General features: G+C 41.7%; 17 protein-coding genes. 3 read left to right on the top strand and 14 right to left on the bottom strand.

The window, feature by feature from the left end; translation table 11 throughout:
* Positions 1–32: 32 nt before the first annotated feature.
* The gene (locus AC5JL8_RS24145; RefSeq protein WP_495882211.1) at positions 33–1,952 is read right to left on the bottom strand and encodes a chloride channel protein; all 1,920 of its coding nucleotides are present in this window, start codon (positions 1,950–1,952) and stop codon (positions 33–35) included.
* Positions 1,953–2,437: 485 nt separating this feature from the next.
* On the opposite strand from AC5JL8_RS24145, the gene AC5JL8_RS24140 reads away from it, so the two are divergent.
* Positions 2,438–2,824, top strand: coding sequence for a hypothetical protein (locus AC5JL8_RS24140; RefSeq protein ID WP_495882210.1), 387 nt, complete (start codon positions 2,438–2,440; stop codon positions 2,822–2,824).
* Between the two features lie 471 nt (positions 2,825–3,295).
* On the opposite strand, the gene AC5JL8_RS24135 is transcribed toward AC5JL8_RS24140, so the two are convergent.
* The 3 genes from AC5JL8_RS24135 to AC5JL8_RS24125 form a co-directional block, all read right to left on the bottom strand.
* A complete protein-coding gene (locus AC5JL8_RS24135) occupies positions 3,296–4,915 on the bottom strand; it encodes an ArnT family glycosyltransferase (RefSeq protein WP_495882209.1) in 1,620 nt (539 codons plus the stop codon).
* Positions 4,916–5,432: 517 nt separating this feature from the next.
* Complete coding sequence (locus tag AC5JL8_RS24130; protein ID WP_495882208.1) at positions 5,433–6,725, bottom strand: recombinase family protein; 1,293 nt, start codon at positions 6,723–6,725, stop codon at positions 5,433–5,435.
* Between the two features lie 107 nt (positions 6,726–6,832).
* On the bottom strand, positions 6,833–7,192 hold the full coding sequence (locus AC5JL8_RS24125; RefSeq protein ID WP_495882207.1) for a VOC family protein: 360 nt from the start codon (positions 7,190–7,192) through the stop codon (positions 6,833–6,835).
* Between the two features lie 55 nt (positions 7,193–7,247).
* On the opposite strand from AC5JL8_RS24125, the gene AC5JL8_RS24120 reads away from it, so the two are divergent.
* Positions 7,248–7,532 carry a hypothetical protein gene (locus AC5JL8_RS24120; RefSeq protein ID WP_495882206.1) on the top strand — a complete coding sequence of 95 codons (285 nt, stop codon included), beginning with the start codon at positions 7,248–7,250 and terminating at the stop codon, positions 7,530–7,532.
* Positions 7,533–7,621: 89 nt separating this feature from the next.
* Here the strand turns inward: AC5JL8_RS24120 and ppsA are convergent, their stop codons facing one another.
* Complete coding sequence (gene ppsA, locus AC5JL8_RS24115) at positions 7,622–10,183, bottom strand: phosphoenolpyruvate synthase (protein WP_495882205.1); 2,562 nt, start codon at positions 10,181–10,183, stop codon at positions 7,622–7,624.
* Positions 10,184–10,583: 400 nt separating this feature from the next.
* Between ppsA and AC5JL8_RS24110 the strand changes: the two genes are divergently transcribed.
* The gene (locus tag AC5JL8_RS24110; RefSeq protein WP_495882204.1) at positions 10,584–10,838 is read left to right on the top strand and encodes a hypothetical protein; all 255 of its coding nucleotides are present in this window, start codon (positions 10,584–10,586) and stop codon (positions 10,836–10,838) included.
* 429 nt (positions 10,839–11,267) lie between these two features.
* Here AC5JL8_RS24110 and AC5JL8_RS24105 read toward each other — a convergent pair whose 3' ends face one another.
* The 9 genes from AC5JL8_RS24105 to AC5JL8_RS24065 all read right to left on the bottom strand — a co-directional run bounded on the left by AC5JL8_RS24105 (position 11,268) and on the right by AC5JL8_RS24065 (position 18,030).
* Positions 11,268–11,489, bottom strand: coding sequence for a DUF4327 family protein (locus AC5JL8_RS24105; protein ID WP_495882203.1), 222 nt, complete (start codon positions 11,487–11,489; stop codon positions 11,268–11,270).
* 404 nt (positions 11,490–11,893) lie between these two features.
* Positions 11,894–12,763, bottom strand: a complete 870-nt coding sequence (locus AC5JL8_RS24100; protein ID WP_495882202.1) for a polyphosphate kinase 2 family protein — start codon at positions 12,761–12,763, stop codon at positions 11,894–11,896.
* A gap of 143 nt (positions 12,764–12,906) precedes the next feature.
* Positions 12,907–13,395, bottom strand: coding sequence for a hypothetical protein (locus tag AC5JL8_RS24095; RefSeq protein WP_495882201.1), 489 nt, complete (start codon positions 13,393–13,395; stop codon positions 12,907–12,909).
* Positions 13,396–13,632: 237 nt separating this feature from the next.
* A complete protein-coding gene (locus AC5JL8_RS24090; RefSeq protein ID WP_495882200.1) occupies positions 13,633–14,643 on the bottom strand; it encodes a mechanosensitive ion channel family protein in 1,011 nt (336 codons plus the stop codon).
* A 35-nt stretch (positions 14,644–14,678) separates the two neighbouring features.
* Positions 14,679–15,035: a hypothetical protein gene (locus tag AC5JL8_RS24085; RefSeq protein ID WP_495882199.1), complete on the bottom strand. Its 357-nt coding sequence runs from the start codon at positions 15,033–15,035 to the stop codon at positions 14,679–14,681.
* 387 nt (positions 15,036–15,422) lie between these two features.
* Positions 15,423–15,980 carry a peroxiredoxin gene (locus AC5JL8_RS24080; protein ID WP_495882198.1) on the bottom strand — a complete coding sequence of 186 codons (558 nt, stop codon included), beginning with the start codon at positions 15,978–15,980 and terminating at the stop codon, positions 15,423–15,425.
* 57 nt (positions 15,981–16,037) lie between these two features.
* The gene (sipA, locus tag AC5JL8_RS24075) at positions 16,038–16,289 is read right to left on the bottom strand and encodes a regulatory protein SipA (RefSeq protein ID WP_495882197.1); all 252 of its coding nucleotides are present in this window, start codon (positions 16,287–16,289) and stop codon (positions 16,038–16,040) included.
* A 620-nt stretch (positions 16,290–16,909) separates the two neighbouring features.
* The gene (locus AC5JL8_RS24070; protein WP_495882196.1) at positions 16,910–17,431 is read right to left on the bottom strand and encodes a hypothetical protein; all 522 of its coding nucleotides are present in this window, start codon (positions 17,429–17,431) and stop codon (positions 16,910–16,912) included.
* 38 nt (positions 17,432–17,469) lie between these two features.
* Positions 17,470–18,030, bottom strand: a complete 561-nt coding sequence (locus AC5JL8_RS24065) for a Spy/CpxP family protein refolding chaperone (RefSeq protein ID WP_495882195.1) — start codon at positions 18,028–18,030, stop codon at positions 17,470–17,472.
* Positions 18,031–18,265: the final 235 nt, after the last annotated feature.

The raw sequence follows: 18,265 nt of genomic DNA, 5'->3' as shown, positions 1-18,265 counted from the left end.
GTCAGTTATCGGTTGTTGATATTTTACGCTGACTACTGACTATTGATTGAACGACTAATGACCACATCTGTTGTGGATAGCATTGGTAAATAGCTGTGAAGTGACTTACGCATCACTGCTAAATTGCAGGTAAGTGTAATTTGCTCCCTTTCTAGTAGGCCTAAAATCCGTTCATGGTTGTCTCTGGCTACCACAGGTAACTGATGCAAACCCCGGAGCGCCATGCGATCTAAAGCTTCAGATAAAGGTTCATCTCTCCAAGCATAGAGAATTTCAGTGGTACAAATATCTAGAAGAGTTTGACTGGATAAATAACCCGGAATTTCAGTTGGCGAATTCTGATAAGATTGCCCAAGCCGGAGGGTGCGATTAATATCTTCCAGAGAAATAATCCCAACTAAATGCTCGGCTTCATCAACTACTAAAGCACTATGACAGCGATCGCGTGCCATTTCCATAGCTGCTTCTAACACCCCAAGAGTTGTTGGCAACTTTTTAGGGCAAGTTAACATTGCATCTTCTACTAAAATTTGCTGCAAAATTTCTGTTTTTTCGTCTTTCAATTCCGAAAGACCAATTTGTTGCAGATTAGAATTAGAATTAAAATTCGGCTTGATTCGCTCTATTAGCCACACACTTAAACCCACTGCTGCCATTAAAGGTAAAACAATGCGGTAGTCGCGGGTTAATTCAAACAGCATTAAAATTGCCGTTAACGGTGCTCTGACACTAGCAGCCAGAACTGCTGCCATTCCCACCATGGCATAAGCAGGCGGTGCAGCCATCAGTTCCCCAATTGCAGGGGCTATCAAAGTCAAAATTTTGGCATAAGCCGATCCGAAAGAAGCACCCAGAAACATCGCTGGTGCAAACAACCCACCTACGAAACCACTACCAGTACTAACTGCTGTCATCAACAGCTTCACCAGCAGTAGTGCTACCAACAAGGGTAATGAAAACTCCACATCTTGCAGCATCGCTTGTACAGTGCCATAACCGATGCCCAAAATTTGCGGAAAATGCAAAGCTAATACGCCGACAATGACACCACCAATAATTGGATGTATGGGCTTAGGAATTCTTCCCACAAAAGCAAAACCGGGAATCTGGCCAGCAAAGCAGGCTTTGGCTAAACGAATTGATTCCTTATATGCCAGAGATACGAGACTTGCCCCTAAACCCAACCCTAAATAAAGCGGTAATTCCAAGGGACTGCGGACTTGATAGACAGGTAAAGCAAAAGCAGGTTGTGCCCCTAAACCGATTTGAGCAATTAATGCCGCCACTACCGCTGCTAGCAGCACTACACTTACAGCAGAGGTAGCAAAAGAAGTAGCACCCATCACCACTTCTAGAGCAAAAAACACTCCGGCGATCGGAGCGTTAAATCCAGCTGCCAATCCAGCAGCAGCACCAGCACCCAAAAGCAAGCGCTGTTGCTCTTGGGATACTTGTAGCACCAATGACAATAACATGCCAAAATTGGCACCTATTTCTACACTTGGCCCCTCTGGGCCCAAAGAAGCACCGCTTCCTAGTGACACAGATGCCGCTAACATCTTAGTTACTGGACGTAATGGTTGTTTGATCTCTTTTCCTTGGGAAGCCGCAATCAAAGATGAAAGCCCAGGCCCAAAGTCTTGAGTGCGCCAGCGCATCAATCCGACGATTAATCCGCCAAGAGTGGGAACACAGGCTAAAGTCCACGCACCCCAAACACCGATAGCGCCCATTAAATTTTCCAGCATCAAGCTATGAATTAGCTGGATTAAATAATGAAAAGTAACTACACCCATACCTGTACCGCCGCCAATTAAAATGGCTAAAAGCAGCACAACAGTTTCTATAGATGGTTGAAAACGGTTAATTAAGCGGGCTAAACGGGCGGAAGGTGAAGGAAAGGCAGGTTGTTCAGTCACCTTCCTCAATTCAGTGGGAGGCAAGAGAGTCATTGACAGGTGAGGTAAATGTAAGAAAAAATTTAAATTTTTATCTGTTACTTCTCATTGTGAGCCATTATTTAGCAACCAGACAAGTTAGGTTGATTGGCAGAATTTACAAAGTTTTAGTTAAAAAAAATTCTACTGCTTAAAATTTTTATGGCGAGAATGGTTAAATGAGAGAGAATTAATAGTTAAGGGTCAACAATAGGTGGTAAATTACGATTCCATAAGGACTCCATCTTTGTAAAAAAAATACAGTATGTATAGGCTGGGTGGTTGCATTATAAGCAAATAGTAAAGGAGAGCCATTCTCTACAAAATCTAGCTATACTCGTGTTGCGACTATTGAACCATCCTTAGTAAAAATAAAACTGTATGTATGATTAATGACTCATGTAAGACCATACCGATGAGTCTACTAAGCATTGATCAGGGCTTCAATATAGCTAGCTATTGTTTATAGAGTAAGTAAATGGACTAGGCGGACAAGGTAGATGAATACACACACCTTTGATAATCATTACGTTACTTGCCCAATTTGCCAGAGAAATGCCGCGCAGAAACCAATTAAGACGTGCATTGGCTTGTTTAGCTGTCCGTATTGCCAAGAACGGCTAGTAGTTTGCCAGAGTGGGCATTATGTCCGCGATCCTTTTACTCTCAAACAGATGATCGTATCTTCGGCGCTACGGCGTCAAAGCAGACCGTTAGCTAGGATTATACGAGATTTCGTTTTCCTTAAACGTCCTGTGGTAGCCCTGGTTGTGGGAGGTGCTATTCTTTTGAGTACGATTGCCATAACACAGCAGAACACAAGCTGTGATCGTCAACCGATTGAAAAAACAGAGAAAATAAAAGAAGTAAGGGAAAATTCGCAATAAATATATTTACTTTTATAATTGCTTTTGTCTGCTTTTATACACTGTTAATTAAAGTATAATAACACCGTATATTTTCTACAACAGAAAGTATACGGTGTTATTTCATCCCTAAACCTATGGCAGAAAGTACTTTTGCACTTTTGTGATAAAAAGCCAACTTACCGAAAGTCGGCGAGAAAGCCTACTCCTTCAAGGGGTGGGATGAGCTTAAGGTAATTTCTACATTAGGCCTGATGCTGGGATGAACAGTAAAGATGGCGTTATGTTTACTAAGCAGCTTTCGAGTAGATGCTGACATAGAAAACTTAACAATTCAAGGTGAATCCTGAATTAAAAATTTTAGATTGTCCCCATTAATAAATTTTGGGTAGGTTCTTTGTGAATCTAAAATTTTGCGATCACTTATGAGGTAAAACGTTTAGAAATTGACAAAAGCAGGATTAGGGATTGTAGCCTCACACTTTGAGATGTTTACAACCGATTGGTATCTTTTGTAATCAGTTTCCAACCTTCAGTTTGGTCAATTAGCTTAATGGAATCCAGGTGGAGATTGTTATAAGCAGATGCATTAATTAGAAAGTAGGGTTGCCCATTGTAATGCCAATAGTATTGTAGTTCCCCCAGGGATGCCGGAATAATAGTGCGATCGCTATAAAAATCCAACGAAGGACGGCTGTAGGGAAAAGATGTGTAAATCTTCCTAACAGCTGGATTTGCTCGCGCTATCATGCTAGCGACTGGTTTAACTGGATAGGCTTCCCATAATTCCCAAACCCAATAGTTAGATTTCATTAACAGCAACAGTGAAATATAACTTCCCCAAAACAAAATCTTGAGGAATTGGCCATCGCCTCTCTCTGCGAGAATAGCTGCTAAAGTCATGGTTAGAGCAATAGCTGCAAAAATCATCTGTAAGTCTGTTTTCGGTACTGTACCCCAACTAAAAAAAATGCTACCAGCAGAAGCCACTACAGCAAGTAGGGCCAACCCAGCCACCCAAGAACGGGGATAAGGTGACATTAAAGGTAAATTTTCTGTCTCTGTTAGCTGGGCACCAAAAGCTAAAGCTAAACTAGGGTAAATCGGGAATAAGTACCACAGAAGTTTGGTTCCCATAAAGGAAATTATTAGCAGGTAAACACCACTCCACACCAGTACTAGTTTTGCCCAGCTAAGATTGCGATTTTCCCAAGTTAAGCGTAGGCTTTGTGGCAAAAAAAGTAACCAAGGCCAGGCGTACATCATAATTTCCTTGAGATAATACCAATGTAGTCTGGAGTTATCCTCAGAAACTGTGCCAATTCGGTTAATCGGTTGATCTATAAAAGCAACCTGCATGAAAGTATGACCATAGTGCAATAGCTGGGCGCTATACCAACAAAGTGCTGGCAAAGTGCCAATGAAGATTGCTATCCACAAATAGTAACTAGTCAGTAGCCTTGGTGTGTCCCAAAACAAAAATACAATTGCGATCGCACCTAGCAATATGCCTAACATTCCTTGAGTCAGACAGATTAATCCAAAGCCGATGCCAATGCCAAGACAGTAGCGCAAATCTCGGCGCGATCGCAATACACACAACATCATTATCATCAAAAAACTTACTACCGTGCCATCCAACATCGCCAATCGTCCATGACGCACTACAGGTAGCATTGTGAGGTAGATTAAAGCGCTGTAAATAGCTGCCCATCGTTGGCGAAATATTTCTCGCCCAATGCAATACAGTATAGGTACTGATAAGGATGTTAAAATTGCTCCTGGTAAGCGTGTAGTCCATTCATTAACGCCTCCAAGGGAATAAACCCAAGCAATTAGCAAATGCATCAAAGGTGGCTTGTCATGATAAGGTTCACCTCCCAAAGTTGGGTAAAGCCAACCCATTGAACCTGTTGGAGAACGCAAAATCTCACGGGCAACCTGTGCCACAGTACCTTCATCCCAATCTCGTAGCGGTGCGCCTCCAAGATTTACGCTAAATAGTAACACTGCCGCCAAAAGCAGCACTATTAACCATACCCCATCAATCCATTTTTCAATCGTCCGATGCTGTTTTCCTAGATGACCCCAAATAAAGCTTCCTTCTTGCATATTCTATGATAATCATTTTACTTGCTGGTTTGATTACATAGAGATCAAAGCGAGTCTCTAATGTTGCCACCCAGTAACAACCTGTGGGTTTAACAATTGCTAGATTCCAAATTAACTCAAATTTTTCTGAATAGTAAATTTTTTTTATAAGAAAATCGCCTAATTTTTTTATTTAAGTTTACTAAAGATATTGCCTAAAAAGTTGATACAAGTAAGCCGATTTTAAAAGTTTGTATAACTAAGTAATTACTGTGACTAAGGAATTTGATATTTATTTAGTTAATTACTAAAATTTCCTGTTTTAATAACTCAGGGACACATGGTGACAGTGTTTAAATTATCATGTATAACCTCAGCAACCCAACCGTTTTTGGATTATTGGTGATTTTCAAAACCTAAAAATAGATAAAATAATTACAAATATAAAATTTTATTTCTGATAGGATTGCCACAAAAACTTGATAGTAAAAGTAGCAAAAATAGCTAAATTAATTAAATCATCAGAAAGCTATAGCTATTAAAAAATAAAAATAATTTCTAAATGCCACTCTTTATCTTGACGAATAATTTCAATCTGGCGAATGAATTCTCGAAAGTAAAATCTTCGCTCGGCTTCTGATAAATCTAGCCAAAATTGCGGAATTGAAACAGCTTGGGCAACAGAACGCAAGTTTACAGGTGGGAGAGTCGCTAGCTTTGCTTGGAGTGCAGAAATTTCTGTGCGGAGTTTGTATACTCTCAACTTTGCGGTTTCAGTATCTAAAACTCCAGTTTCTACTAAAGCAGGTATTTGAGTGAGTATTTCTTGCTGACGAGCGATCGCCTCTCCTAAACTATTCTTAATTGCATCCAACTGCGGAAAATTCACCCCCGCCACTGCTAGGGGTAAATCCTGGCAAACTTTTGTAATTGTATTTTCTAAAATCTTTTCGTAGGGAATGGCGCGACACTTGGGGCGTTGGGGACAGCTAATAGGACGTAAATAAAGATACTCTTTGTCTTGGTATCGTTGGGTAACGCGGGTAACAGTCATGTGAGACTGACACTCGCTACAAACAACCAACCCAGCCAAAGAACGCGGCGCACTCGCACTTCGAGATGGTAAACGACTATTACGGCGCAAAAGTCGATCAACTTGGGCGGCTTCTTCCTGGGAAATTATGGGAATGTGAGTATTAGAGATAATTGCGCCATCTTGATAAGCTATATTGCCTCGGTAAACTGGATTAGTCAGCCAGCGCCGTCCCGTCGTCACAGAGATTTTCTTACCGTATTTTTTTGCCAAGTAACGGACTGCACCCCGCAAGGAACCATAAAGCAAAAATTGTTCAAAAAAATCTTTGACTACTGGGGAAGTACTGCGGTCAACAATGTATTTATCTTTGCTGCGACGGTATCCATAAGGCGGTTTGCCAGGTGGAGGCGCGGTATCCAGACGGCTACGGGCGTGTCCTTGGCGGATACGGTGGCTACGCTGCTGACGTTGAATTTCGTGTAGCAATTTCAGCAATTCGGCGCGGAGATTGCCATTTTCCGATGTGTAGGGTTGTTCAGTAGCAATGACAACTATACCGATTGCTTCTAGTTCACTGAGGCGATCGCTCACTTCCTTTACAGTATCACCCAACTCTTCCAAGCGGCGGATTAATAGATAATCTGCTGGTTCAGCTTTGCAATCAGTGAATAATTGTTGTAATTCAGACCGCTGACCTAAATCATAATAAATCCGATCCACTTCCCATCCCCAATTACTAGGATCAGGTGGGGTTTCTAATAATGGATCACTATAACTGTAGGCAATGATTTTCATTCGTCATTGGTCTTTTGTCATTAATATTTTGTCAATAGTCAAGAGTAATTAATTATTCTCCTTATTTCCAATGCCCCATGCCCCATGCTCAATGCCCAATGCCCCATTCACTGCTGACTCAATTCGATAATATTCCCATCCGGGTCTTGGATGAAGAGGGCAGCACGACCAGAAGCGCTGGCTTGGATGGGATAATTGTGAGCCAGCAATTCCTGCTTGGCGATGTCTAAATCAGTAACCGAGAAAGCAAAATGAGGGTTACGTCCCCATTTTTCATTTTGGTTTTCTGTAGGAACAGATGGCGCAACTATTAAATGAATTTGATAGTTGCCGACTTGATACCATGCACCAGGGTATTTCAGGGAACGATTAATTTTGGTTAGTCCCAATACTTTGCCATAAAAGTGTTCGGAGCGTTCGAGGTCAGTAACAAGAATGGCGGTATGGAGACTGTTGGTAATTTGCATGGCCGATAAATGCGATCGCGTCTATTTAAATTTTGACCTATTTCAACCACAGAAGATGCAAACGCATGGTGTGCCAATTGGCCTAGTGATCGTCCCCCCATTTGTTGCAAACGTTTTGATTTTATTTATGGATCAGGCAACATCCATAACAAACATCAAAGCATTTGTTACAGACGTTTTAATTTTATTTATGGATCAGGCGACATTCATAACAAACATCAAGGCATTTGTTGTAAACGTCTTGATGATATTTATGGATCAGGCAACATTTATAACAAACATCAAAGCATTTGTTGCAAACATCGTAATAAAACCAGGAAATCGGTTAAATTTGCAATAAACTCGTTTGGGACAAGCGACGCTATAACCTAGCTTGCCCCAATTCATCCCACTGTTCTGCAACGCTATTTCTTCCTTGCCTCTTGCAATTCACTGCGATCGCGCTTCGGCGGCGGCGACTTCTAGCAGTGTCTTCAATACTGAGTCAGGATTGAGGCTGATTGAATCAATTCCCTGTCCTACAAGGAAACGGGCGAATTCTGGATAATCGCTGGGTGCTTGACCGCAGATACCGATTTTCCGTCCTTGCTGTTTGACTGTGCGGATTGCTTTAGCTATGATTCGTTTCACAGCTTGATTGCGTTCATCAAAGAGATGCGCTACTAACTCCGAATCCCGATCTAGTCCTAAAGTTAATTGAGTTAGATCATTTGAGCCGATGGAAAAGCCATCAAATATTTTACAGAATTCATCTGCCAATAGTACGTTACTGGGCAATTCACACATCACGTAGACTTGTAAATTGTTTTCGCCTCGCACCAAACCATGTTTTGCCATCTCTGCAAGTACGCGCTGACCTTCTTCGGGGGTGCGGCAGAACGGTATCATTAAAATTACATTAGTTAAGCCCATTTCATCCCGTACTCGCTTCATAGCTTGGCACTCTAGAGCAAAGCCTTGACGATAGCGATCGCTGTAGTAGCGAGAAGCACCACGCCAGCCAATCATCGGGTTTTCTTCGTTGGGTTCAAACTGTTTGCCACCAAGGAGATTAGCGTATTCGTTACTCTTAAAGTCCGACAAACGGACAATCACAGGTTTGGGATAGAAAGCAGCTGCTATAGTACCAATTCCTTGAGCAAGTTTATCTACAAAGAATTGCTTTTTATCTGCATATTGGATAGTTAACTCGGCAATTTGGCGTTTAGTAAGTTCGTCTTCCAACGCATCAAAGTGAATTAAGGCTAGCGGGTGTGTTTTGATGCGGTTGGCAATAATAAATTCCATCCTTGCTAATCCCACGCCATCGTTAGGAATAGCCGCTAAACTGAATGCTTCTTCTGGATTGCCCACGTTCAACATAATTTGAGTACGGGTACGAGGCAATTTTTCTAAGGGTAGTTCTTGTACTTCATAAGGTAATAAACCTTGGTAAACTTTTCCAGTTTCACCCTCAGCACAACTAACGGTGATTTCTTGCCCTGTCTTTAATATAGTTGTGGCATTACCACAACCGACAATCGCCGGAACTCCCATCTCTCTGGCAATAATTGCTGCATGGCAAGTACGTCCACCAGAATTAGTGATAATTGCACTGGCACGTTTCATAATTGGTTCCCAATCAGGGTCAGTCCGGTTTGTAACCAGTACCTCTCCTGGTTGGAAAAGCTGAATTTGCTGCACATCCAGAATGACTCTAGCTTTACCTTGCCCGATCATCTCACCCACGCTACGACCTGTGACAAGAGGCACGGGTGCACAGGGGCGGAGGGGCAGAGGGGAATTTGAAGCTCTTTTCTCCTCTGCTCTCCGAAGTTCGCCCGGAGGGTTTCCCTCCTTGCGACTTCTCTTCCTGCTCCCTTGCTCCCCTGCTTCCTTTACGAGGTGATAACTACGCAGCACGTTTTTGGTTTTCTGAGACTGTACTGTTTCGGGACGTGCTTGGACAATAAATAGCTCATTAGTGATGCCATCTTTTGCCCATTCAATATCCATCGGTGTGTATGTACCGCGTACTTGGGAATAATGTTCTTCAATGAGGCAAGACCAGTGGGCAAGTTGTAAAATTTCCTCATCATTGAGCGCAAATACGCTGCGTTCAGAAGGTTGAACTGGGATATTTTTGGTCAATTTTGTGCCGCCCTGGTCATAGACCATTTTAATTTCTTTACTACCAAGGCGTTTTTCTAGAATTGAGCGATATCCCTGTTTCAAAGTAGGTTTAAATACTAAATATTCATCTGGATTAACTGCTCCCTGGACAACATTTTCGCCCAAACCGTAGGTAGCGGTAATCAAGGCAGCATCTTTAAACCCTGTCTCAGTGTCGATGGAGAACATGACGCCAGAACTTGCCAGGTCAGAACGTACCATTTTTTGCACACCTACCGATAGAGCAATGTCAAAATGGTCGAAACCTTTTTTTTGACGATAGGAAATGGCACGGTCAGTAAAAGTTGAGGCGAAGCACTTGTGGCAAGCTTCTAATACAGCTTGTAGCCCGTGGACATTTAAATAAGTTTCTTGCTGTCCGGCAAAGCTAGCGTCGGGTAAGTCTTTAGCAGTAGCGCTGGAGCGAACTGCTACATCGGTATCGGCATCATATTGTTGACAAAGACCTAAGTAAGCTCTGGCGATCGCTTCCTGTAATTCTAAAGAAAATGGATTCTGGAGTATTAACAACCTAGCTTTTTTACCACGCTGCCGCAGATTGTTAACATCTTCAATATCTAAATCTGCAAAAATTTCTCTAAGCTTTGTTTCTAAACCTGCCGCAGAGATGAAGTACCTATAAGCGTAAGCAGTAGTTGCAAATCCTGTAGGAACTTTTATACCTTTGCGCCTGAGCTGCCGAATCATTTCTCCCAAAGAAGCGTTTTTGCCACCTACCAAGGGAATATCTACAATCCCAACTTCACCCAAAGGTAAAACTAAGGCTTGTTCTTTGGAAGCTTGGCGATCCGCTTCTTGATTTTCCCGTATTTCTAGCATCGTTTAAGTTCGTTTAACGTATAAAAATACTTAAGTTAGATGTATTAGTTATTTCTAGGCTTAAGTTTCACACTTATATTTATACGCACATAATTTGAGGATCTTGTGAGGATGTAGCTAATACTACTGTGCTTGCTAACGTGGAACTACGAGCAAGTAACATCAAGCGACTCTACAAAGTTTTTGGAATGCAATTCACATCTAGCATCATCAGAGTCATGCATGAGCAAATGTGTACAAAGATTGCAAAAATAAAAATCCTTTAATCTTCCTCACAAGTTCCTCATATTTAAAATTTATCCTCAAAATATAAAGAGTTTGTTTTTAATTGTGACGTGCTTAAGAATCGGCTGAAGTGATTTTCAAGAACGTTCTTTATTAATTAGGTTTTCTAAAAAATATGAATTACTGCCCTTGCTGTTCTGATGTGCTGCTACAACATATAAATGGTTCTAAGATTTACTGGTTTTGCCGCCACTGCTGGCAAGAAATGCCAGAATCTCTGAGCCAACGAGTCGGTCTATTATCCGAAAATGTTGTAGAAGAGCTACCTAAAATCCTTCATCACCAAAAGAAAGCTATTACTACGGTTTATTCCAAGAAACGGACAAGTACTATAAATGGGTGGATAGGAAGGCAAGATATCCCTGCCTAAAAGCATCAACCAGCTACAAGCTGCTAGTGTAACGGTAAATCTCAGTAACCTATCCGAACTGTCTCACAAACTTAAGAGCAACTTGCAACCATCATTGCGCTCAAATTCGCCATCCCTCAAGTTTTCGTAAAAAGGCTCTCAAGTGATATTATTTCCGTTCATTTGGCCATAATCAAAACTTCCCCGCCTCCCTTCATTTCTGGGAGTGCAGCCGCCTGGGTCGGGCTAATCCTTACAACAGCACTGTCTGTGTGTCTGCACGTCGGTATTAATTATGGGTATTGAACTGGACAAGATTTAACCCATACATCGCTGTTCATCCATTTATCAACCTCCGAATCAGCTTCAAGGCTTTCTGGTTTTAAATTTTCATCTTTAATGGTAAATTTTGAAATTGCCACTCGCGCAGTTAAGCTGCTATAAGCTGCTTCAATCTTGTTGCCAATCTTCACAACTTAACAGGTCAATAATTCTATCTCTGAGCAAGAATTCATTGCTTTCTAGCTCAAGCTCAATACTGTCCCAGTCACGGCCGGGAATATATTGATAGAGAGTGTAAATTGGCTGTTGTCGATTAAGTAATCCTTTCTTTACTAATTGCCGTGCTTCTTCCTTGATTAACTGAATGCCATATTTAACAGGAGTATCCATAGCTCGTTACCTCGCTTTTGTTCAAGGAATTAAGGCTAGAGACATTAACTCTTTAGCCTCTAACATAAACATATCTAAAAACGTGGAGACAATTGTGACTAATGAACACAAGGCAGCCACTACTCAAAAGTAAATCGAGATACGAAATGCCTGTATCACAGTGCCACATTCTTGATCAAAACAATTAATTAAGCCTCATTGTTCTAAGTTTAGTAATAGCATGAGCTTTATGTAACTTAAGATATATTGTGCTTAGTAAAAAACCACTATACTTACCAAGTATTCGTCTAGAGCGAAGTTAAATAAATCTTGGTTACGCTGGCATTGTGTTTTTATAAGATAGCAAGTAGCTAATGATTGTCTCCTCTCCCGTAGTGCTGAACTCACTGCATAGCGCAATGATATTAATTCTCTGTTTCTAGCATTTGCTTTGCTGCCAAAAGCTGCTGCCTATGTTCTTCACTGACGGTAGGATATTTTAGATTGAGTTCTTGTAATTTTGTACAGATAATATCTGCAACTGCAAGGCGCGTAAACCATTTGCGATCGGCAGGAATTATGTACCAAGGTGCCCATTCAGTACTAGTATTACTAAAAACATCTTCGTAAGCATTCATATAATCATCCCAAAAAGCTCGTTCACGGGCATCATTGGCAGAAAATTTCCAATTTTTTTCTGGTGTTTCAATTCGCGCTAAAAAGCGCTTTTTTTGTTCGGATTTGGAAACATTGAGAAAAAATTTGAGAATGACTACACCATTATTTACCAAATACTTTTCAAAATTGTTGATTTCTTCAAAACGTTGCTGCCATATTTGGTTACCCTCCGGTAAATGGGGAAGTTGCTGCTTTTTGAGAATTCCCGGATGGACACGAACCACTAATACTTCTTCATAATATGAGCGGTTGAATATGCCAATGCGGCCGCGTTCTGGCAAAGCTTTTGCTGAACGCCACAGGTAGTCATGATCTAATTCTTCTGCACTTGGGGCTTTGAAACTGAATACCTGACAACCTTGGGGATTAACACCAGACATTACGTGTTTAATTGTGCTATCTTTGCCAGCAGCATCCATTGCCTGAAAGATAATTAGCAATGCATAAGTATTTTGGGCATAAAGAATATCTTGATAATGTACTAGTCTTTGAATATCTGCTTGTAATTTTCCTTCAGCATCAGTTTTTTGTTGGTAAATACCCTTATAAGCTGGGTCGTATTGCTTGGCTAAAGAAATCTTTGACCCAGGTTTAACAATAAAAGCGTCATGATTCATATAAAATTTCTCCCTGTGGTATTTATATCTAGCCAGCTTTTACACAACAAAGTATTAAAGTTAGCAAATTGACTTTGGTTTTAAATATCAGATGTTGCGATCGCATGATTGCGCTACGCTTCCTTGCGATCGCTCATCAAGATTTAACGTTTTCGTAGTTTTCGCGGCTTACGGATCGGACGCATTGCTTCTCGACCCAAAATAAACATCCCCGCTACACCCAAGCAGACACACCAAATATATTGATACCAATATTGCCGAATCTGTTCAACTGTCTTAAGTTCTAGTTGTAACGTGTTCAAGTAAAGCAACAACACAAGTATCATTAGCGCGCCAAAACCAACAAAACTTAAACCAACAAAAATCCTTGCAGGACGTAGTTCAAAGTCGCTAATTTCTTCCAAGTTAATTTCTGCTAGTATCTTTAAGGATTCCTCTGCTACAGATGAGGTTGTTTGTAATCTGTTACTTAGCTTAGGCGGTAAAATTGGCACTAGTGTTGCAACTGTGGGACGGCGTAGCAAAGCCTCAGTATCTCGCAGTAATTGCAGCGGTCTACGAGCAGTAGCAGGCTCTTGCAATTCTATATTGTCTGTAGCAGTTGTGGCGGTAGCTTTGCCTTCAAAATCCATACACAGCAAGCCTCAGAATTAACCAGGATGTAAATAGCCTAGCGAATCGGTTAGGGGCTATGCAAATAGCAAGTCCTAATTGTGTAACATTTTGACACAGGGAGTAATCAACTGATCGCGGCGTTCCTCCCACAGCTTCGGGACAAGGGGACAAGGGGCTGGGCAATTTCTTTAATCCCCAATGCCCAATGCCCCATGCCCAATGCCTATTTGTATCAATCTTAAAGTGAAACAGTATCAGAACTCAGCACTTTGATTGGCTTTGTGAAAATCTCCTTTGTGATGACCATTCTGCATGAGAATTAGCTGCTTAAGCGAGCCACTGATACTGCGAGGTTTGGGGACTTCGCCTTTACCTGCGGGCCAGCCTTCACGCTGACGCGAGCGATCGCCATCTGTCTCTTCTGTTTGGTCGTGGAATAAGATTTGTCTGGTGGGATAGGGTAAGTCGATGCCGTTTTCGACTAACTTTTTCTTAATTGCAGAAAGCACCTTGTCCCTTGAGTCTAAAGCATCTGCTCGTCGCGGCGGATTGACCCACCAGCGAACACGGATATTCACAGTGCTTTCATCAAGTTCCATCACCAGTACGTCGGGAGCCGGGTCTTTTAACACAACATTTACACTGTGTAGAGCTTCCAACATTAGTTGCTTGGCCCGGTCAATATCATCATTGTAGCCAATGCCAATATCGTATTCTAACCGACGATTATCAAAGGCGGTGTTGACAGTTACCGAATTTGTAAATAGTTCAGAATTGGGAATGACAATGCGACGACCATCGTAAGTTCTAATACTTGTCGCCCGTGTCTGGATATTTTCTACTGTACCTTCAAAGTCTTTAAAAATAATTTGATCGTCAATTTTGAACGGCTCAGTTAAAAGGATTAAAATACCAGCTAAAAAATTTTGAAGGATGTCGCGGAATGCAAAACCAATTGCTACCCCACTGATTCCCAGTAATTGCACCAAATCACCTGCTCGTAGTGAAGGTATTACAATTGACAGAGAAATAAACAAACCCACTAATACTGTGGCTCCCTGCGCTAATCGTCCTAACACCATGCCCAAATTGCGAGCGTGGCGACGATTGCGGGTAAGGCGCTTGACTAGTTGCTTGATTTGCCCACCAACAAAGACAAATACTGCAAAGACAATCAACGCCAGCACTATGTTAGGCAACAGAATAATGAAGTCCTGAATCATTTTCTGCACCTTGTCCCAAAGTGCGTTTATCTCTGCGTTCATCCAACCTCCTCTTTAACTAATCGTTGTAGATGTTATTAAAAAATTAGGCGGTTAAATTCCTCCTCAGGGTTGTAAATAGGTGCGTTACAAGACAGATTACTAAGCAATTTAAAAGAATATAAAGGCGATGAGGCGATCGCTGATGATAAAATGCGATCGCTTCTGGTAATGCTGAGTTTAAATACGGAAATTTCGTGTTCCGAACTCGGAGTTTCCTGTTCCAAGCTCGGAGTTTCATGTTCCAAGCTCGGAGTTTCGTGTTCCGAACTCGGAGTTTCATGTTCCGAACTCGGAGTTTCATGTTCCAAGCTCAAAGTTTCCTGTTCCGAACTCGGAGTTTCATGTTCCAAGCTCAAAGTTTCCTGTTCCGAACTCGGAGTTTCCTGTTCCAAACTAGAACATTCTTGTTTTAACCTAGAAGTTTCCTGTTTTAATCAATAAACTTCTTGCAAAAATTTAAATTAATACCAATTTGGAAAAGAAACGCGACAAATATAGGAAGTAGGGACACAAAAGTTTCTGCCCCTACAAATGATTGATGTGTTGTAAAAATTTTTTGAATTGGTATAACACTAAAATAGATCCCCCAAACCCCCTTAAAAAGGGAGCTTTAGATGTTCCCCCCTTAAAAACGGGGGTTAGGGGGGATCACAGTTTCAGGCTTCAGTGTGTAAGTCCTAAAAAAACCACAGATGTACACAGATATTTATCGGTATGCATCTGTGTTTATCTGTGGTTCGATATCAAAAACTAATTTCAGTGGATGTAAAAGTTAGATTTTAAGAAGCTGCGGACTGCAATTGTTCAAGTCGCGCCAGTACTTCTGTGCTGTGGATGTTTGGGTTGACTTTGACAAAAGTTTCACGCAGAACGCCTTCTGGATCAATGATAAAACTGTGGCGCATAGATACGTAACCAATCCAAGAACCGTAAGCTTTACTCACTGCACCAGTAGTATCAGCCAATAAAGGAAACTTCAGCTTTTCTGAATCACAAAATTCAGCATGGGAATCAACATCATCAGCGCTAACTCCAACAATCTGGGTATTTTTTTCCAAATATTTAGGCAAGTCTTGCTGAAAACGACGAGCTTCTATGGTGCAACCAGAGGTGAAGTCTTTAGGATAAAAATAAAGAACTACCCACTTACCGCGCAGTTCCGAGAGAGAAATCTTGCCATTGCCTGTGTTGGTTGGCAAAGTAAATTCTGGTGCTGGTTGATTAATTGTAGGAAGTTTGCCACCAAGAGCATCAGCAGCAGGTGTAAAATTCAGCCAACTGATCACCGCAAAACAGGTAGCAATTAATGTACTCAAAAAAGTGCGACGAGAAATCATTGTGCAGAGTAGAATTATAACTTCACACAAGTTTACAATTCTTCCTTACTACTATTCTCATTCTTGATCAGATTCGGGAGCAATAGAAGGAGTATCTGTACTTTCGATGTATTGGCTATCTAGAAGAAAGGCTCCTTTGGCAAAGCGAATACCCCAATATCCGCCAGGGCGACGGTCAATTACTATACCTTCTTCTCCCAAGTGAATTACATCCGGGGGACGTAACATCGGCATGGGATCAGCAGTTTTAACGTAGGGTGGTATCGCTACGACACGTACTTTACTACCAATGGCAAATTCTTTGGACATTTTAAAACAGCGAGGAGTTTTGAATTAACTCATAACTCAAAACTCCTAACTTTTGCTAGGGGGACTAGCCAATTGTCTCATCTGGTGTGAAGGATGGTGCTGAGTAAAGAAGTGAAAAAGTTGTCGCGTAGCGCAACGCACCATCCGAGATTTTCGGTGCATTAGGATGTTCCGCCCATAACGCACCCTACCGAATGAAGACTGCTTTTGCACCCGGTATATCCTCCGCTGGCAAGGGGTTGGAAACTCCGGTTTTGCTCAAAACTCAGCACTTTTATAGGACTTACGCACTGAAGCCTGAAACTCTGATCCCGCCTTCAAAAAGCTACGGTGTACACACAAGTCTTTGAGAGTTGTCCTACAGGCTTTTGATCCCCCCAACCCCCCTTAAAAAGGGGGGCTAAAATCCCTTAAAGTCCTCCAATTTATCGGAGGATAATGACGGATCTACAATGATTTCGGTTTAGTACACAGATGTGTGTACACCGTAGCTTCAAAAGGGGGGAATTTCTAAAGCCACGCCACTGAGGGAGTCGGGGAACCCACAAGGGCGCAGGGCTGCCCCTTTTTAAGGGGCTTGGGGGATCTGAGTGCGTAAGTTCCGTTTTAGCTCAGGACTCTTAATTGTTGGCTAGAGCAAACAATGCTTGCACATCAGTTAAGGGTAAATGCCAGAGTAATTCTGGTTGCCAAGTATCTGGGTCAAAGTGAGAGTGATAACCTCGTTGGTATGCTTGCCACAGTCTGTCCCAACTAAACTGTTGTCGATAATCTTGGTGTTTGTAGATAACTCGCAACAGTCCTAGCTCTAGCATTAGGTTAGTTAATCGAAACTTAGTTCCTAATACAAATGCTTGTAATTCAGCTTCACCGATGAGGTCTGTACCATAACCTGTGAGAACATGAATACCATCGTGGAGTTGCTTGCGACGGATACCTGTGGTGAATGGTTGTAATTTGTTTTCATCAAGCAAGTTTGCCCAAGCTCTACCAAAAGTTCCTTGAGGAAGCGATCGCAATTTCTCTATATATACAATTTGAGGGACAGCTATTCCCTGTGCTTCAGCGTGGCGATCAACTAAATCTAAAAGTTGTTGCAGGCGAGGAGTGGGATTTGGGGAAGCATACAGAGGTTGCATCATACACTGCGATATTAATGCCTAGAATTTAAGCCTAGAATTTAAGATTGTGGCCCTTGGTTAGAATTACGCTGTTGACGGCGTGAACGTGCATTCTCACGAAGTTCCTGAAGTTTTGTCCGTTGTTCGGGAGTCAGTACTGCTTGAATTCTTTGTTGCGATGACTCCATAATTTGCTTCATTTGAGCTTTTTGAGCTTCAGTTAAATTCAGCCTCGCAAAACCTCTGTTGGGACGCTCACCTGCTTGTCTACCGTTGGGACGCTGGCCTGGCTGTTGTCCTGCTTGACGCTGATCTCTTTGCGCTTGACGTGCTTGGAGTTGTTCTTGTAACTGGTTTTTTTGTTCTTGGGTTAGAACTGCTTCCATTTGGGTACGGGTTTCACGACGAATTGCTTCTATTTGGCTTTGTTGTGCATCCGTTAGTCCCAGTTGTCTCCATAGCCCTTTCTTGGGAGCTTTTACATTTGGTGTTTGTGTATTTTGAGCTTGTGCAACTAGTCGGTTTGAAGAAAAGCCTGTTTGCGCTTTTACAGCAAAGGGAGTTGCGCTTAAAGTTAAGGCGATCGCTCCAGCTACTAGTGAGATTTTTTTGAGGTTCATGACTTACCTTGGGTGTTGTTTCCTGTTTAACTGTCACCATCATAAGAACTCATCTCCAATAACCACATGAGGAGAAAGTCATGGGTATATCCATGACTTTAGTCATTATTTACGCATGAGCAATAATACTAAGTATTAAATAGAAATTAAACTCAGGTTCTAAAACTGCCGACGAATCAGTTCAGTTTTACATTTATCTTTAAGAACACTACAGCCAGATAACTAGCTACTAGAT

The sequence above is a fragment of the Mojavia sp. genome, assembly GCF_059505145.1.
This window is presented reverse-complemented; position numbering and strand designations above follow the sequence as displayed.

Excerpts from the sequence above, each read along its gene's own strand:
- AC5JL8_RS24145 (WP_495882211.1), bottom strand. The coding sequence starts at position 1,952 with ATGACTCTCTTGCCTCCCACTGAATTGAGGAAGGTGACTGAACAACCT.
- AC5JL8_RS24140 (WP_495882210.1), top strand. The coding sequence starts at position 2,438 with ATGAATACACACACCTTTGATAATCATTACGTTACTTGCCCAATTTGC.
- AC5JL8_RS24135 (WP_495882209.1), bottom strand. The coding sequence starts at position 4,915 with ATGCAAGAAGGAAGCTTTATTTGGGGTCATCTAGGAAAACAGCATCGG.
- AC5JL8_RS24130 (WP_495882208.1), bottom strand. The coding sequence starts at position 6,725 with ATGAAAATCATTGCCTACAGTTATAGTGATCCATTATTAGAAACCCCA.
- AC5JL8_RS24125 (WP_495882207.1), bottom strand. The coding sequence starts at position 7,192 with ATGCAAATTACCAACAGTCTCCATACCGCCATTCTTGTTACTGACCTC.
- AC5JL8_RS24120 (WP_495882206.1), top strand. The coding sequence starts at position 7,248 with ATGCAAACGCATGGTGTGCCAATTGGCCTAGTGATCGTCCCCCCATTT.
- ppsA (WP_495882205.1), bottom strand. The coding sequence starts at position 10,183 with ATGCTAGAAATACGGGAAAATCAAGAAGCGGATCGCCAAGCTTCCAAA.
- AC5JL8_RS24110 (WP_495882204.1), top strand. The coding sequence starts at position 10,584 with ATGAATTACTGCCCTTGCTGTTCTGATGTGCTGCTACAACATATAAAT.
- AC5JL8_RS24105 (WP_495882203.1), bottom strand. The coding sequence starts at position 11,489 with ATGGATACTCCTGTTAAATATGGCATTCAGTTAATCAAGGAAGAAGCA.
- AC5JL8_RS24100 (WP_495882202.1), bottom strand. The coding sequence starts at position 12,763 with ATGAATCATGACGCTTTTATTGTTAAACCTGGGTCAAAGATTTCTTTA.
- AC5JL8_RS24095 (WP_495882201.1), bottom strand. The coding sequence starts at position 13,395 with ATGGATTTTGAAGGCAAAGCTACCGCCACAACTGCTACAGACAATATA.
- AC5JL8_RS24090 (WP_495882200.1), bottom strand. The coding sequence starts at position 14,643 with ATGAACGCAGAGATAAACGCACTTTGGGACAAGGTGCAGAAAATGATT.
- AC5JL8_RS24080 (WP_495882198.1), bottom strand. The coding sequence starts at position 15,980 with ATGATTTCTCGTCGCACTTTTTTGAGTACATTAATTGCTACCTGTTTT.
- sipA (WP_495882197.1), bottom strand. The coding sequence starts at position 16,289 with ATGTCCAAAGAATTTGCCATTGGTAGTAAAGTACGTGTCGTAGCGATA.
- AC5JL8_RS24070 (WP_495882196.1), bottom strand. The coding sequence starts at position 17,431 with ATGATGCAACCTCTGTATGCTTCCCCAAATCCCACTCCTCGCCTGCAA.
- AC5JL8_RS24065 (WP_495882195.1), bottom strand. The coding sequence starts at position 18,030 with ATGAACCTCAAAAAAATCTCACTAGTAGCTGGAGCGATCGCCTTAACT.